This is a genomic window from Streptomyces sp. NPDC031497 (assembly GCF_055580905.1).
Map to the genome: position 1 here is coordinate 36,292 of NZ_JBVIKO010000021.1, position 14,488 is coordinate 50,779.

Genomic DNA, 14,488 nt, shown 5'->3' on the forward strand with positions numbered 1-14,488 from the left:
GCGCCGACGGCCTGGAGACCACGGAGAAGATCCGGAAGATCAACCAGGCGGCCGGCGAGGCGATCGGCAACACCAGGTCCTTCAACGAGGACGCCTACTACTGGACGCTCATGGGCACCCCGTCCGCCACCGAGCCCTGGGGTTTCCAGTTCGACGGCCACCACCTGGTCATCAACTACTTCGTGCTCGGCGACCAGGTCGTCATGAGCCCCTGCTTCTGGGGCTCGGAGCCGACCTCGATGGAGATCGACGGCGAGACGGTCACCGTCTGCCACGAGGAGGTGCTGGCGAGTCTCGCCTTCGTCAACTCGCTCACCTCCGACCAGCGGTCGGTCGCGATCGCCTCGGCCACCAAGACCAACGAGTCGATGAAGGCGGGCGCCTTCTCCGACAACGCGGTCCAGGCCTACGAGGGCATCCGCGGCAACGCCCTCACCCGGACGCAGAAGCGGAAGCTGCTCGGCATCGTCGAGGCGTTCACCGGCCGGGCCAGGGCGGACGCGGCCAGGGTGCGCCTGGCCGAGGTGCGGGCTCACCTCGACGACACGTATATGACCTGGGCCGGCGGCACGGGTACCGACGACGCCTTCTACGTCCGGGTGCACAGCCCGGTGGTCTGGGTCGAGGTCGACTGCCAGGGCCCCGGCCCGCTCGCCGGGGCGTACGGCGCGAGCCAGGGCAGCGGCCCGACCCAGATGCACGTGCACTCGGTCATCCGCACGCCCAACGGCAACGACTACGGCAAGGAGCTGATCCGCCAGCACTACCTGACCTCACCCCACCACCGGTAGTCCCTCCCCCAGGGGCTTCCACCGCAGGTGCACGCTCTCCCCCGCCGGGTCCGCCCGCAGCAGGGACAGGCGGGGGCGAACGGCGTCGGTGCGTGCGGTGGGCGGTTTGCGGCGCCCGGCCCCGAACTGGACCGGCCATTCGGCGGCGGGTCCCCGGTAGTCCTGGTCGGCGGCCGCGTGCAGGGTCCAGTGCGGGTCGTACAGATGGGTGCGTCCTACGGCGCACAGGTCGGCCCGGCCCGCCAGCAGGATCGAGTTCACGTCGTCGTAGGAGGCGATGGCGCCGACCGCGATCACCGCCGCGCCGCTCTCGGCGGCCACCTCGTGGCGGATCCGGTCGGCGAAGGGGGTCTGGTACGAGCGGCCGTAGGCGGGGCGCTCGTCCTTGGTGACCTGGCCGGTGGAGACGTCGATGGCGGCCGCGCCGTGCGCGACGAAGGCGCGGGCGATCTCCACGGCGTCGTGTTCGGTGTTGCCGTCGGGGGCCCAGTCGGTGGCGGAGATCCGCACGGTCAGCGGCCGTTCGGCGGGCCAGACCTCCCGGACCGCGTCGAAGACCTCCAGGGGGTAGCGCAGCCGGTTCTCCAGCGGGCCCCCGTACTCGTCGGTGCGCTGGTTGGCGAGGGGCGAGAGGAAGGAGGAGAGCAGGTAACCGTGGGCGCAGTGGAGTTCGAGGAGGTCGAAGCCGGCTTCGGCGCCACGGCGGGCCGCCTCGACGAACTCCTCGGTGATGGCGTCGAGTTCGGCGCGGGTGAGTTCGCGAGGGACGGGCGATCCGGGGCCGTACGGCAGCCCGGACGGGCCCACGACCTCCCAGTTGCCGTCAGGGAGGGGCTCGTCCATGCCCTCCCACATCAGGCGGGTCGAGCCCTTGCGGCCGGAGTGGCCGAGCTGGAGGCCGATGCGCGCGGTGCTGCGGTCGTGGACGAAGGAGACGATCCGCTGCCAGGAGCCGAGCTGTTCGTCGTTCCACAGGCCGGTGCAGCCGGGGGTGATACGGCCCTCGGGCGAGACGCACACCATCTCCGTCATCACCAGCCCCGCCCCGCCCATCGCCTTCGACCCCAGATGGACCAGATGGAAGTCACCGGGCACGCCGTCGACGGCGGAGTACATGTCCATCGGGGAGACGATCACCCGGTTCTTCAGTTCCAGACGCCCGATGCGGAACGGCTGGAACATCGCGGGCGCCTCGGTGTCCAGTCCCTGCGCCGCGGCGAAGGCGGCGTCGACGCGGTCGGCGAACTCCTGGTCCCGGGTGCGCAGGTTGTCGTAGGTGATACGGCGCGAACGGGTCAGGAGGTTGAAGCAGAACTGGGTGGGTTCCTGGCCGGCGTACATGCCGATGTTCTCGAACCACTCCAGGGATGCCTGCGCGGCCCGCTGGGTGGACTCCACGACCGGGCGGCGCTCGCTCTCGTAGGCGGTCAACGCGCTTTCCGCGTCGGGGTGTTCGTGCAGACAGGCGGCGAGCGCGAGGGCGTCCTCCATGGCCAGCTTGGTGCCGGAGCCGATGGAGAAGTGGGCGGTGTGGGCGGCGTCGCCGATGAGGACGAGGTTGCCGTGATGCCAGTGCTCGTTGCGGACGGTGGTGAAGTTCAGCCACTTGGAGTTGTTGGCGAACACCTGGTGGCCGTCGAGTTCCTCGGCGAACAGCTCCCGGATGCGGGCCACGGCCTGCTCGTCGGAGAGGCCCGGCGCGAACACCGTGTCCTCGGTGACGTCGAAGCCGGCCCGGCGCCAGACGTCCTCGTGCATCTCCACGATGAAGGTCGAGCCGGTGTCGGAGTAGGGGTAGCCGTGGACCTGTACGACCCCCCACTCGGTCTCCTTGACGAAGAACTGGAAGGCCTCGAAGACGCGGTCCGTGCCCAGCCACATGTACTTGCTGCGCCGCCGGTCCAGAGAGGGGCGGAAGGCGTCCGCGTAGGCCGCCCGGACGGCCGAGTTGACGCCGTCCGCGCCGACGACGAGGTCGTGCGAGGCACGCAGCGCGGCCACCTCGGGTGCCGGGGTCGAGAAGTGCAGGGCGACACCCAGCTCCCGGCAGCGCTCCTGGAGGAGGTGCAGCAGCTCTTTGCGGCTCATGGCGGCGAAGCCCTGGCCGCCGACGGTGTGGCTCTCGCCCCGGTAGTGGATGTCGATGTCCGTCCAGCGGGCGAAGCGGCGGGACATGGCGTCGGAGAAGACGGTGTCGGCGTTCTCGATGCCGCCGAGTGTCTCGTCGGAGAACACCACGCCGAAGCCGAAGGTGTCGTCGGGGGCGTTGCGCTCCCACACGGTGATCTCGTGGGCGGGGTCCAGCTGCTTCAGCAGCGCCGCGAGGTAGAGCCCTCCCGGGCCACCGCCGATGATCGCGATCTTCAAGGGAGTTCCTCTCACTGCTCAGCGGTCTGTTCGGCTTCGATGATCTTGCGGAGCGCGAACCGCTGGAGTTTTCCGCTGGTGTTGCGCGGCAGGGCGTCGTGGAAGCGGACGTCACGCGGGTATTTGTAGGGCGCCAGGACCTGTTTGACGTGGTTCTGGATCTCCTTGGCCTTCGCCGGGTCCCCGGTGACCCCCTCGCGCAGGACGACGAAGGCACAGACGACCGAGCCGCGTTCGGGATCGGGGCGCGCCACCACCGCCGACTCGACGACATCCGGGTGGGTGTCGATGGCGGCCTCCACCTCGGGGCCGCCGATGTTGTACCCGGAGGAGACGATCATGTTGTCGCTGCGGGCGTGGTAGTGGAAGTAGCCGTCCTCGTCGCGGTGGAAGATGTCGCCGGTGACGTTCCATCCGTTGACGACGTAGTCCTGCTGGCGTCTGTCGTCGAGGTAGCGGCAGCCGACCGGGCCGATGACGCCGAGCCGTCCCGGCTCACCCGGGCCGAGTTCCTCGCCGTCGAGGCCGAGGATCGTGGCGCGGTAACCGGGCACGGGACGCCCGGTGGCGCCGGGCCGGATGTCGTCGCCCGCGGCGGAGATGAAGATGTGCAGCAGCTCGGTCGCGCCGATGCCGTCGATGACCTTCAGCCCGATGCGGTCCCGCAGTTCCTGCCAGGTGGTGAGCGGTATGTGCTCGCCCGCCGACACCCCGATTCGGACGCTGCTCAGCTGCCCTTCCTTGCCGTCGCGGACGATCGCCTTGTAGGCGGTGGGCGCCGTCGCGAGGACGGTGACGCCGTGCTTCTCGACGAGGTCGGCGAGCTGGGCCGGGGTCGCCGTCTCGGTCAGCAGGGCGCAGGCGCCGGCCCGCAGCGGGAAGACGACCAGCATGCCGAGGCCGAAGGTGAAGGCGAACGGCGCGGTGCAGGCCACCAGATCGTTCTCACGCAGCCCCAGCAGATGGCGGCCGAAGGTGTTGTCGATGGACAGGATGTCCCGGTGGAAGTGCATGGTGATCTTGGGGACGCCGGTGCTTCCGGAGGTGGGGCCGAGCAGCGCCACGTCGTCTGCGGCCGTCTCCACGTCCCTGAACTCGCCGGACTTGGCGGCGCACCGGGCCACCAGGTCGTCGGGGCCGGGGCCGCCGTACTCGACCAGCGTCAGGCCGGGCAGGACGGTGCGGAGCTCGTCGGTGAAGCGGTGGTCCACGAGGGCGACGGCGGGCTGGGTGCGTTCGGCGATCGGGGTGATCTCGCGGGCGCGCAGGGCGGCCATGGTGGTGACCACGACCCCGCCGGCCTTCAGTACGCCGAGCCAGCAGGCCACCGTCCAGGGGGTGTTGGGTGCGCGCAGCAGGACGCGCCGGCCAGGTACCAGGCCGAGGTCCTCGGTGAGGACCTGGGCGACCTGGTTGGCGCGGGTGCGCAGTTCGCCGTACGTCCACAGCTCCCCGGCGGGGGTGCGCAGGGCGGGGCGGTCGGGGCCGTGGCGTTCGACGGCCGCGTCGATGAGTTCGGTGGCCGCGTTCAGGCGGGCGGGGTAGCTCAGTTCGGGCGTGCTGAACTCGATCGTGGGCCACAGTTCGGCGGGCGGGAGATGGTCCCGGGCGAAGGTGTCCAGGTGCGAGGTCGGTGAGAGCGGAACAGCCAACGTGGGGTTCCTTCCGGGAGCCCGCCGGTGGAATGCGGCGGGCGGTCAGGCGGGGCGGATCATGCCCTCCTGGACGACGGTGGCCAGGTGACGGTGGTCGCGGGTGAAGAAGCGTCCGGCGCCGAGGCCGCGGCCCGCGTCGGCGGCCACCGCTTCCTGGGCGTAGAGCAGCCAGTCGTCCACCGGTGCGGGACGGTGGAACCACATGGCGTGGTCGAGGCTTGCGGTGATCAGGCCGGGGTCGGCCCAGGCCAGGCCGAGGACCCGCAGGACGGGTTCGAGGATCGTGTAGTCGCAGACGTAGGCGAGGGCGGCGAGGTCGCGCTGGGCGTCGGTGAGTCCCTCGACGGGGCGCAGCGCGTCGAACGGCCGTAGCCAGACCGCCTGGTGGCGCAGCCGCTCACCTTCGACGGTGAGGTAGACGGGACCGGGGACGTGGCGCATGTCGAAGCCGCGGCCGCCGCGCCAGTAGGCCCTGGACTCGGCGGTCATGGTGCCGCCGGTGCGCTCGGCGAGGTACTCGGCCGAGCTGGGCAGCGTCTCGGGGGCGGGGATCTCCCCGGCGAACTCGGTGTGGAAGGAGCCGCCCGGCTCCCCCGCCGCGAAGTTGGCGAGGCAGACGTAGAGCGCCTTGCCGTTCTGGTAGCCGCGTACCTGGCGGGTGCTGTAGCCGCGGCCGTCGCGCACCACCTCCACCTCGTAGCGGACCTCGGCGCCGATGTCGGCCGGGCGCAGGAAGTAACTGTGCATCGAGTGCAGCGCCTTGCCGTCGGTCACCGAGCGCATCGCGGCCGCGGCGGCCTGGGCGACGAGGTCGCCGCCGTAGGCCTTGGGCCAGGGGCAGGGCTGGGTGGTGGCGGTGAAGGCGAGGTCGAAGTGCTCGGGCGCGGCGGGCTTGAGGGTGAGGGCCGCGGTGACGATCGCGGAGGTCGGGGCGGCGGTCATCGGTTCAGCCAGTCGCGCAGGTCGGTGTCGGCCACGTCGGGCAGGTTCACCACGATGTTCTCCGGGGTCCGGGTGGTCATCCACACCAGCGGCTTGCTCCGGGAGAGGTTGCACTCGACGTGCGGCATGAAGGGCGGGACGAAGACCCAGTCGCCCTCGGTCATGTCGACGTAGTCCTCGAACTTCTCGCCGAAGTAGATCCGGGCCCGGCCCGAGAGGACGTATCCGCCGGTCTCGGCCTCGCCGTGGTGGTGGGTGACCGAGCGGTAGCCGGGCTCGTTGCTGACCTTGCCGTACCAGAGACGGCGCGCCGGGGTGTGCTGGGCGCTGACGCCCGACACGCGGACGGCGCCGCCCGAGTCGGCGGTGTTCACGTCCTCCTGGCCGGCCCGGGTGACGACGGGCGCGACGATGCCGCTGGGCAGCCGGTACATCTCGCTGTCGCCTTCGAGTCGGTACTTGCTGAGGTCGGGCTCCATGGAACGGCTCCGTTTCCGTGGGCTTGCCGGGATCGTCGGCCTGTCGGGGCGTCGGCGCGTCGGGGGCGTCGGCCTGTCGGGTCCGGGGCCGCGCCCTATCTCGTATTTTTCACGGTCGTCATTTATTGTCAATACGACCGGCCGTGCGGCCGGAGCCGGACACCACCGAACCGGAGGCCTCATGACTCCCGTCGCCGTGAACCCGCCCGAACTGCCCGCCCCGAGCGGCTACTCGCACGGAACGCTCGCGGGGAACACGCTCCATCTGGGCGGCCAGACCGCGCTCGACGCCGACATGAAGATCGTTCCGGGTGGCATCGTGGAGCAGTTCCGCCAGGCGTTCGGCAATGTGCTCACCACCCTGCGGGCGGCGGGCGGTGAGCCGGCGGACCTGGTGAGCGTGACGATCTATCTCACCGACATCCCCGACTACCAGGCCCACGGCAAGGAGATCGGCAAGGTGTGGCGGGAGCTCGCGGGGCCGGTGTATCCGGCGATGGCGGGCATCGGCTGCACCGCGCTCTGGCAGCCGGAGGCGATGATCGAGATCCTCGGGGTGGCTGTGATCCCGGAGGAACGGCTGGTCAGGCCGTAGGCCCGGGGCGGCCGGCTGCGAGGCGGAGGAAGGCGGCGACTCGGTGGGGCACCTACCGGCCGAGGCTGACCCCGCGTCCGCGGCATGATCCGCCGACTGGCTCTAAGCCGTGTGGATGACCGCCAGGGCGTGCTCGCGGGCGGGCGCCCGGAGCATCCTGTCGAGATCTTCGAAGAGCGCGCCGGCGGTCTCGCCGCGCCAGCCCTGCGGCAGCAGGGAGAGCGGCAGGCCGGGGTCACGGTACGGGAGCCGGCGCCATTCTGTGAGCATCGGCAGATAGATTCCGAACGCCTCCCGCGGCGCGATCCCGCCCGCGGCGGCGCGCTCGCGCACCGGCGCGTACCGCGCGAGGAAGTCCGCGTACAGCGCGGTCAGCTCGTCGAGGTCCCACCACTCGCGGACCTTCGCCGACAGGTCGCCGAAGGCGAAGTGGTCGCCGGTGAAGATGTCGACGTACGGCGTCAGTTCGAGGCGTTGCAGGGTGCGGCGGGTCTCGTCGGCGAGGATGCCGGGGGCCACCCACACGCCGGGGGCGGCGGTGCCGAAGCCCAGCCGGGTCAGGGCCGTGCGCAGGGCGTGGCGCTTGTCCCGCTCGGACTCGGGCACGGAGAAGACGACGACGAGCCAGCCGTCGTCGGCCGCGGCCCGGTTCCGCTCGAAGATGCGTATGTCGCCCTCCGCCAGCACCTCCAGCGCGGTGTCGGCGACGGCGTATCCGGCGGCGCCCTCGTGGCGCTCACTCCGCAGCACCCCGCGCCGCTTCAGCCGGGAGACCGCCGAGCGGACGGCCTGGCCTTCGACACCGAGGTCGGCCATGAGGCGTATCACCGAGGCCACGGAGAGCCAGTTGTGCTCACCGCGCGCGTACAACCCGAAGAGGGTGATGATCAGCGGGCCCAGCCGGCTGTCCCGGCCGCCCGCGCCGACGGCGGACGACGGCTCGACCTCCGCTGTCATGTCCACCCACCTCCGGCCGACGTCGCCCTTCTGATCGCCAAGCAGCCTACCGCGCAAGCCGGCACACCACCGGCGCCGTGGATCGCCGCTCCGCCCGTGCGGGTCCCTCTCCCCGGCCCGCCCGTGCGGGTCCCTGCTCCCCGGCCCTGTCGAGGGCCACTCCCCCGGCCCCGCGCCCGCCCGTGTCGCGCTGCGCGTCGGTGCGTCGCGGCACATCGTGGTGGTACGGCGCGGGAAAGCGGCATGGCATGCCTCTCGCCTGAGCGGAACGAGTGACCTGCGCGGGCGAAGCGCGAGAGACTGCGTGGCGTCCGCACCGGGCACCGTGTTCTTCCGCGCCACCATTGCCGCAGATGCCTCTGCCGCCATCTTTGTTGGGGAGTCCGACATGACCACACCCCGGGACCTGTTCATCGTCACCGTCTACGACGCCGCGGCCCGGCCCGTCGAGCAGGGCGACCTCTCACTGGCGCTCGCGGGAGCCGAACTGGTCGATCTCCTCGACGCCGGGACGGCCACCCTCGACGACGAGACCGTCGTGCCCGCCACCGAGGGCGGGACGGGCGACCGGCTCCTCGACCAGGCGGTGGCGGCGCTCAAGCGCGAGGCGCCGTACGAATCGGTCGAGGACTGGCTGTGGCGCCGGGGGCGCGGCCTGTCCGCCGCCTATCTCGCCGAACTGGAGGAGGACGGCACGGTCACCCGGCAGCGGCGGCGCTGGCTGCCGCTGCCGACCGGCCGGACGGCGCCGGCCGACTCGCCCGAGCACGCCCGGGCGCGTGAGCGCTGGACGTCGGGTGAGCCCGTGCTCTCCGCCTTCGCGGCCGCGGTGGGCATCCAGGACGAGACGCCCAAGGACCTCGCGAGCACCGTCTCCGACGCGACCGTGACGGTGGTGGCCGCCGTGGACGGCGCCGTGACGGAACTGGCCGCCGTCCGGCAGCGTCGGGAGATCGAGGACGCGGCCTTCGACAACGTGTGGCGCGGTCTGTGAGGGTCGCCGTACGCGGCTGCCCGCCACTGGGTCGCCCTCTCCCCGGTGGACCCGACCGTGAACCACTTCCCGTCGGGGCCCCGGCCGTTCAGGTCACCCCGCTTTGCGGTGGAGCCGACCACCTGGAGCGCCGAGTCGCCCGCTCCCCGGCCGGGCGTCGTGGCGGAGGAGGACGGGGACGGTGGCCCGGCGGGTCGGGTCAGGTGTCGTCGAGGTAGTCCCGCAGTACCCGGGAACGGGACGGGTGACGGAGCTTGCTCATCGTCTTGGCCTCGATCTGCCGGATGCGTTCGCGGGTCACGCCGTAGACGACGCCGATCTCCTCCAGGGTGTGCGGGCGGCCGTCGGTGAGTCCGTAGCGCAGCGCGATGATGCCGGCCTCGCGGGCGGTCATGCCGGTGAGCAGGCCGCGGATGGTGTCCTGGAGGAGGTGGTGGGCGACGGCCTCCCAGGGGGCGGGCGTGTCGGTGTCCTCGATGAGGTCGCCGAACTCGCCGTCGCCCTCCTCGTTGAGCGTGGCGTGCAGGGAGACGGGCTCCCTGGTGTAGGCGTCGAGTTCGACGAGCCGTGCGACCGGGATCTCGGCCTTCGCGGCGACCTCCTGCGGGGTGGGTAGGACACCCGCGTCCAGCATCAGTTCCCTGCGCGCCCGGGCCACCCGGTTGATGAGCTCCACGGTGTGGACCGGGATCCGTATGGTGCGGCTCTGGTCGGCCAGGGCGCGGGTGACCGCCTGCTTGATCCACCAGGTCGCGTACGTGGAGAACTTGAAGCCCTTGGTGTAGTCGAACTTCTCCACCGCGCGGATGAGACCGGAGTTGCCTTCCTGGATGAGGTCCAGGAAGTCCAGGCCCCGGCCGGTGAAGCGCTTGGCCACGGAGACGACCAGGCGGAGGTTGGCCTCGGTGAGGTGGGCCTTCGCCCGGAGGCCGTCCTCGGAGAGCTGGACCAGTTCCTCCCGGGGGTGGCGGTTCTCGCCCTCCGCCAGCAGCCGCTGCGCGTACAGTCCGGCCTCGACGCGCCGGGCGAGGTCCACCTCCTGCTCCGCGGTGAGCAGCTTGACCCGGGCGATGAGGCGCAGGTAGTCCTTCACGGGGTCGGTGCTGCCGCCGTCCGCCGGGAGCCGCGGTTCAGGACCGTCGGTCTCGTCGTCGAACGGGGACAGCGCCCGCGTCGTCGCGGCTTCCATGGGGGCAAGGCTCATTGGGTCTCCTCCAGCAACGCACCGAGATACCCGCCGGTGTGCGATCCCGGGTGGGCCGCGATCTGTTCCCGGGTGCCCGCGACGATCACCTGTCCGCTCCGGTGGCCCTCTTGCGGGCCCATGCCGATCAGCCGGTCGGCCGTCGTGACGGCGTCCGGGTCGTGCTCGATGACGCCGACCGAGTTCCCGTCGTCGACGAGTCGATGCACGGCCGACGGCCGACGTTCCGCGTCGACGGAGTGCGGACCGGTGGTGGGTTCGTCGAGAAGGACGCCGGCATCGGGCTCGTCCAGCTGTCCGAGGAATCGCCCTGCGTACGCGGACAGCGATTCCATATACCTCGGCCGGCCTTCCGTGAATACGGTGTCGGACGCCCGGCTCGACTTACCCGAACCGGAAACTCCTTTGAATACGGTGAGCGAGTTCCCGGGAAATTCCGCGGAGACATCGCGAAGGCTGTATCGGCCGGCGTCGTTCGACGAGGAGTCGATTGCCCACTCATTTGAGGTTACCACCGCAAAACTGCCGCAGACGGCCGCCCTGGTGCCGCTTTTTCCTGTGAGGAACATCGCGCTTGACATGTCTTTTCGAGGTGTGTGCAGAGAAACCACACGAGGGTGGCGACCATTTCGGTCACGGGACCCAGGTGCCACACGAGCCCCGGGGGTCGCCCCCGTACCCTCGTTCGGTACAGGCCTCACCCATCCGTATATCGGCCGGCTGCCGAGAACGAGAGGAATCCGTATGAGGATCGCCATCCTGGACGACTACCAAGACGTGGCCCTGAGCCTGGCCGACTGGGACTCGCTCCAGGCCGAGGTGCACGTCTTCAGGGATGCCTTCGAGGACGAGGAGGCGGTGGTGACGGCGCTCGCCGAGTACGAGGTGGTGGTCGCCATGCGGGAGCGGACGCGTTTCCCGTCCTCGACCCTGGGCAGGTTGCCGCGCCTGAAGCTGCTCGTGACCACCGGGCCGGTCAACGCGGCGATCGACCTGGAGGCCGCTCGCCGTGCGGGGATCACCGTCTGCGGCACGGGTTATTTCGGGTATCCGACGGTCGAACTCACCTGGGCTCTCATCCTCTCCGCGGCCCGGATGGTCCCGCAGCAGGTGGACTCCGTACGCCGGGGCGGTTGGCAGGTGGGTCTGGGGACGAGCCTCAGGGGTACCACTCTCGGGGTGCTGGGTCTCGGCCGGCTCGGGACCGCGGTGGCGGAGATCGGGCGCGCCTTCGGCATGCGGACCATCGCCTGGAGCCAGAATCTGACGCCCGCGGACGCGCAGGCGAAGGGGGCGGAATACGTCTCGCAGGACGAACTGTTCGCCCGCTCCGACGTGCTGAGCATTCACCTCGTACTCAGCGACCGCACCCGGGGCCTGGTCGGCGAGCGCGAACTGGGCCTCATGAAATCGACGGCGATCCTGGTGAACACCTCGCGCGGGCCCCTGGTGGACGAGGCGGCGCTGATCGCCGCGTTGACCGAGCGCAGGATCGCGTCGGCGGCGCTGGACGTCTTCGACCGGGAACCCCTGCCCGCCGGCCATCCGCTGCGCACCCTTCCGAACGCCGTGGTCACTCCCCACATCGGGTACGTCAGCCGGGATCTTTACGAGGTCTTCTACCGGGACGCGGTCGAGGACATCGCGGCCTGGAGCGCAGGAACGCCCGTGCGCACACTGTTCTGACTCCCGGTCCCCGGGCCGGCACGCCGCGGCTGCGGCATGCCGGCCGTCACGGGAGGGCGGTTCAGGACGGCAGCGTCCAGTTCTGGTTGGCGGAACCGGAGCACGACCAGATCTGCAGCCGGGTGCCGTTGGCCGAGCTGGGACCGGTCGCGTCGAGGCACTTGCCCGACTGCGGGTTGACCAGTGAGCCGTTGGCGCCGGGCTGCCAGACCTGGGAGCCGGTGCCGTTGCAGTCGTAGAGCTGTACCTTCGCGCCGTTGGCGGTGGAGGCCCCGGTCACGTCCATGCACTTGCCGAGCGCGCCGAGGGTCCCGGCCGTGGAGACCGTCCAGTTCTGCGCGCTGCTGCCGTTGCAGTCGTAGAGCTGTACGGCGGTGCCGTTGGCGGTGGCGGCGCCTGCCACGTCCACGCACTTGCCGCCGTATCCGTGGATCGGGCCGGTGGTGGTCGTGGGCGGGGTGACCGGACCGGACTGGCCGGACGCCCACTTGATCTCCTGGAGCAGGAGCTGGTTCTGCTGGGCGCTGCCGAACGTCGAGGACAGGGTGGTGTTGGTCGCGTAGTCCATCGCGTTGTGGCCGAAGTTGTTGTAGACCATCTTGTAGTTGCGGTTGGACCAGACGATCGGGTAATAGCCGCTGTACCAGGTCTGGTTGGGGTCGGTGCCGATCGGGAAGGTGGACGGCGCCATCGAGGCGAGGATGTCGATGGCGGGGTTCTGCCGCAGGTCGTTCTGCCAGCTGTACCACTCGCTGACCGAGGACGTGATGGTGGTCGGCAGGTTCGCCGTCGCGGGGTGGGTGGGGTCGTCGATCTGAAGGGTCTCCGCGGTCGGACCCCAGCTGTTGCTCTTGAAGGTGCCGGTGCCGAGGAACGTGTTGTGGTACCAGGGCCAGTCACTGGTGTTGTCGTTGTACGCCGAGACGTGGAAGCCGATGAATCCGCCGCCGCCCGCCACGTAGTTCTGGAAGGCGGACTGCTGCGACGCGGTGTGCGGGTAGTCGTCGAGGAACATGACCACCTGGTAGTTGGCGAGCGTCGCGGTGTTGAGCCGGCTCCAGTCCGTGGTCTGGGTGTAGGTGAAGCCGTTCTGGGCGCCGGCCTGCGGGAACCAGGTGGCGGCCTCGTGGTCGAAGCTGATGTGTGCCGCGTCGTAGGTGCCGTTGTAGAAGGCGATCACATTGACGGGCGCGGCGGCCCGGGCGATGCCCGCGGGTGCGGCCTGGACGCCGAGCACCACGGCGACCAGGGCGAGGAGTCTTAACAGGGTGCGGGGCCAGGCCACGTCCGGGTGGGGGGTGTTCATACCAGGACCTTCCTCATACGTGAACGTCGGAAGACATACGTAGACGTGCCGCATTGAAGGCCCTGGTCCGTGGGCATGTCAATGGTTCAGACCAAACATCGACGGGTACCGGGCCGGCGGGAACCGCGACCCCGCCGGCTCGCGCTCACGCCGTGCGGAAGCGGTGGATGGCCGGCTCGTGCCGTGCCCGCAGTTCGGGGTCGGTGACGCCGAGACCCTCTCGCGGCGCCAGGCACAGCACGCCGACCTTGCCGTGGTGGTGGTTGCGGTGGACGTCGGTGACGGCCCGGCCGGTCTCGGTGAGCGGGTAGGTACGCGAGAGGGTGGGGTGGATACGGCCCTTGACGACAAGCCGGTTGGCCTCCCAGGCCTCCCGGTAGTTGGCGAAGTGGGAACCGATGATCCGCTTGAGGTGCATCCAGAGGTAGCGGTTGTCGAACTCGTGGCGGTAGCCGGACGTGGAGGCGCAGGTGACGATCGTGCCGCCCCTGCGGGCCACGTACACGGAGGCGCCGAAGGTCTCCCGGCCCGGGTGCTCGAAGACGATGTCCACGTCGTCGCCGCCGGTCAGTTCACGGATGCGCTTGCCGAACCGCTTCCACTCCCGCTGGTCCTGGGTCTCCTCGTCGCGCCAGAACCGGTAGTTCTCCGCGTCGCGGTCGATGATCGCCTCGACACCCATCGCCCGGCAGATCTCCGCCTTCTGCTCGCTGGAGACCACGCAGATCGGTATCGCGCCGCCCGCCAGCGCGTACTGGGTGGCGTACGAGCCCAGACCGCCGCCCGCGCCCCAGATCAGCACGGTGTCGCCGACCTTCATGGCGGCGCCGTTGCGCGAGACGAGCTGACGGTAGGCGGTGGAGTTGACCAGGCCGGGGGCTGCGGCCTCCTCCCAGGTCAGGTGCCCGGCCTTGGGCATCAGCTGGTTGGCCTTCACCAGCGCCAGCTCGGCCAGCCCGCCGTAGTTGGTCTCGAAGCCCCAGATCCGCTGCTCCGGGTCGAGCATGGTGTCGTCGTGGCCGGCCGCGTCCTCCAGCTCGACGGACAGACAGTGCGCGACCACCCGGTCCCCGGGCCGCCAACGGCGCACCCCGGGCCCGGTGCGCAGGACCACACCGGACAGGTCGGAGCCGATCACGTGGTACGGCAGGTCGTGCCGGGCGGCCGGACCGCCGGTGCGGGCGTAGCGTTCGAGGAACGCGAACGTCGGCACGGGCGAGAACAGCGCGCTCCACACCGTGTTGTAGTTGACGGAGCTCGCCATGACGGCGATCAGGGCCTCGCCGGGGCCGGGCTCCGGGGTCGGTACGTCAGCGATGTGCAGGGCCTTGGCTGGGTCGCGGTCGTCGACCGGGACACCGTCGAACATGTGCTGGTCGTCCTTGCGCAGCACGGTGGCCCGGTAGGACTCCGGTACCGGCAGGGACGCGAAGTCACGTGACCGTGCGTCCGGGGACTCGATCGCGGCGGCCAGGTCGGTCATCACCACAGGCTTCCTTCGGTCTGGGGGGC

General features: G+C 70.5%; 12 protein-coding genes. 4 read left to right on the forward strand and 8 right to left on the reverse strand.

Annotation, left to right across the window (positions count from 1 at the left end):
* Positions 1 to 11: 11 nt before the first annotated feature.
* Entirely contained in the window at positions 12 to 791 is a 780-nt protein-coding gene (locus tag ACZ5K7_RS34695) for a DUF3500 domain-containing protein (RefSeq protein ID WP_468920007.1), read from the forward strand.
* Here the strand turns inward: ACZ5K7_RS34695 and ACZ5K7_RS34700 are convergent.
* From ACZ5K7_RS34700 to ACZ5K7_RS34715, 4 genes are read right to left on the reverse strand one after another with little or no spacing between them, the layout of a single operon-like run.
* On the reverse strand, positions 774 to 3,158 hold the full coding sequence (locus tag ACZ5K7_RS34700; RefSeq protein WP_468919820.1) for a bifunctional salicylyl-CoA 5-hydroxylase/oxidoreductase: 2,385 nt from the start codon (positions 3,156 to 3,158) through the stop codon (positions 774 to 776). The two genes, ACZ5K7_RS34695 and ACZ5K7_RS34700, sit on opposite strands and share 18 nt — an antisense overlap.
* Positions 3,159 to 3,169: 11 nt before the next feature.
* The gene (locus ACZ5K7_RS34705) at positions 3,170 to 4,810 is read right to left on the reverse strand and encodes an AMP-binding protein (protein WP_468919823.1); all 1,641 of its coding nucleotides are present in this window, start codon (positions 4,808 to 4,810) and stop codon (positions 3,170 to 3,172) included.
* Positions 4,811 to 4,855: 45 nt separating this feature from the next.
* Positions 4,856 to 5,755 (reverse strand): acyl-CoA thioesterase, encoded by a 900-nt coding sequence (locus tag ACZ5K7_RS34710; protein WP_468919826.1) that lies wholly within the window; start codon positions 5,753 to 5,755, stop codon positions 4,856 to 4,858.
* The gene (locus ACZ5K7_RS34715; RefSeq protein WP_360496034.1) at positions 5,752 to 6,234 is read right to left on the reverse strand and encodes a cupin domain-containing protein; all 483 of its coding nucleotides are present in this window, start codon (positions 6,232 to 6,234) and stop codon (positions 5,752 to 5,754) included. Before ACZ5K7_RS34715 ends, ACZ5K7_RS34710 begins: the two co-directional genes overlap by 4 nt.
* Before the next feature lie 181 nt (positions 6,235 to 6,415).
* Between ACZ5K7_RS34715 and ACZ5K7_RS34720 the strand changes: the two genes are divergently transcribed.
* Complete coding sequence (locus ACZ5K7_RS34720; protein WP_351702235.1) at positions 6,416 to 6,829, forward strand: RidA family protein; 414 nt, start codon at positions 6,416 to 6,418, stop codon at positions 6,827 to 6,829.
* 102 nt (positions 6,830 to 6,931) lie between these two features.
* Here the strand turns inward: ACZ5K7_RS34720 and ACZ5K7_RS34725 are convergent, their stop codons facing one another.
* Positions 6,932 to 7,786 (reverse strand): PaaX family transcriptional regulator, encoded by an 855-nt coding sequence (locus ACZ5K7_RS34725; RefSeq protein WP_468919830.1) that lies wholly within the window; start codon positions 7,784 to 7,786, stop codon positions 6,932 to 6,934.
* Between the two features lie 388 nt (positions 7,787 to 8,174).
* Here ACZ5K7_RS34725 and ACZ5K7_RS34730 point away from each other — a divergent pair, with 388 nt between their 5' ends.
* A complete protein-coding gene (locus tag ACZ5K7_RS34730) occupies positions 8,175 to 8,780 on the forward strand; it encodes a GOLPH3/VPS74 family protein (protein WP_351702241.1) in 606 nt (201 codons plus the stop codon).
* A 199-nt stretch (positions 8,781 to 8,979) separates the two neighbouring features.
* Here the strand turns inward: ACZ5K7_RS34730 and ACZ5K7_RS34735 are convergent, their stop codons facing one another.
* Positions 8,980 to 10,290, reverse strand: coding sequence for an RNA polymerase sigma factor (locus ACZ5K7_RS34735; protein WP_450972756.1), 1,311 nt, complete (start codon positions 10,288 to 10,290; stop codon positions 8,980 to 8,982).
* A gap of 438 nt (positions 10,291 to 10,728) precedes the next feature.
* On the opposite strand from ACZ5K7_RS34735, the gene ACZ5K7_RS34740 reads away from it, so the two are divergent.
* A complete protein-coding gene (locus tag ACZ5K7_RS34740; RefSeq protein ID WP_468919834.1) occupies positions 10,729 to 11,670 on the forward strand; it encodes a D-2-hydroxyacid dehydrogenase family protein in 942 nt (313 codons plus the stop codon).
* Between the two features lie 61 nt (positions 11,671 to 11,731).
* Here the strand turns inward: ACZ5K7_RS34740 and ACZ5K7_RS34745 are convergent, their stop codons facing one another.
* On the reverse strand, positions 11,732 to 12,976 hold the full coding sequence (locus tag ACZ5K7_RS34745; protein WP_468919837.1) for a ThuA domain-containing protein: 1,245 nt from the start codon (positions 12,974 to 12,976) through the stop codon (positions 11,732 to 11,734).
* Positions 12,977 to 13,121: 145 nt separating this feature from the next.
* Positions 13,122 to 14,459 (reverse strand): crotonyl-CoA carboxylase/reductase, encoded by a 1,338-nt coding sequence (ccrA, locus tag ACZ5K7_RS34750; RefSeq protein ID WP_468919840.1) that lies wholly within the window; start codon positions 14,457 to 14,459, stop codon positions 13,122 to 13,124.
* Positions 14,460 to 14,488 lie beyond the last annotated feature (29 nt).

Bases quoted from the DNA above. Each gene is read 5' to 3' on its own strand.
- ACZ5K7_RS34710 (WP_468919826.1), bottom strand. From the start codon at position 5,755: ATGACCGCCGCCCCGACCTCCGCGATCGTCACCGCGGCCCTCACCCTC.
- ACZ5K7_RS34715 (WP_360496034.1), bottom strand. From the start codon at position 6,234: ATGGAGCCCGACCTCAGCAAGTACCGACTCGAAGGCGACAGCGAGATG.
- ACZ5K7_RS34720 (WP_351702235.1), top strand. From the start codon at position 6,416: ATGACTCCCGTCGCCGTGAACCCGCCCGAACTGCCCGCCCCGAGCGGC.
- ACZ5K7_RS34725 (WP_468919830.1), bottom strand. From the start codon at position 7,786: ATGACAGCGGAGGTCGAGCCGTCGTCCGCCGTCGGCGCGGGCGGCCGG.
- ACZ5K7_RS34730 (WP_351702241.1), top strand. From the start codon at position 8,175: ATGACCACACCCCGGGACCTGTTCATCGTCACCGTCTACGACGCCGCG.
- ACZ5K7_RS34740 (WP_468919834.1), top strand. From the start codon at position 10,729: ATGAGGATCGCCATCCTGGACGACTACCAAGACGTGGCCCTGAGCCTG.
- ACZ5K7_RS34745 (WP_468919837.1), bottom strand. From the start codon at position 12,976: ATGAACACCCCCCACCCGGACGTGGCCTGGCCCCGCACCCTGTTAAGA.
- ccrA (WP_468919840.1), bottom strand. From the start codon at position 14,459: ATGACCGACCTGGCCGCCGCGATCGAGTCCCCGGACGCACGGTCACGT.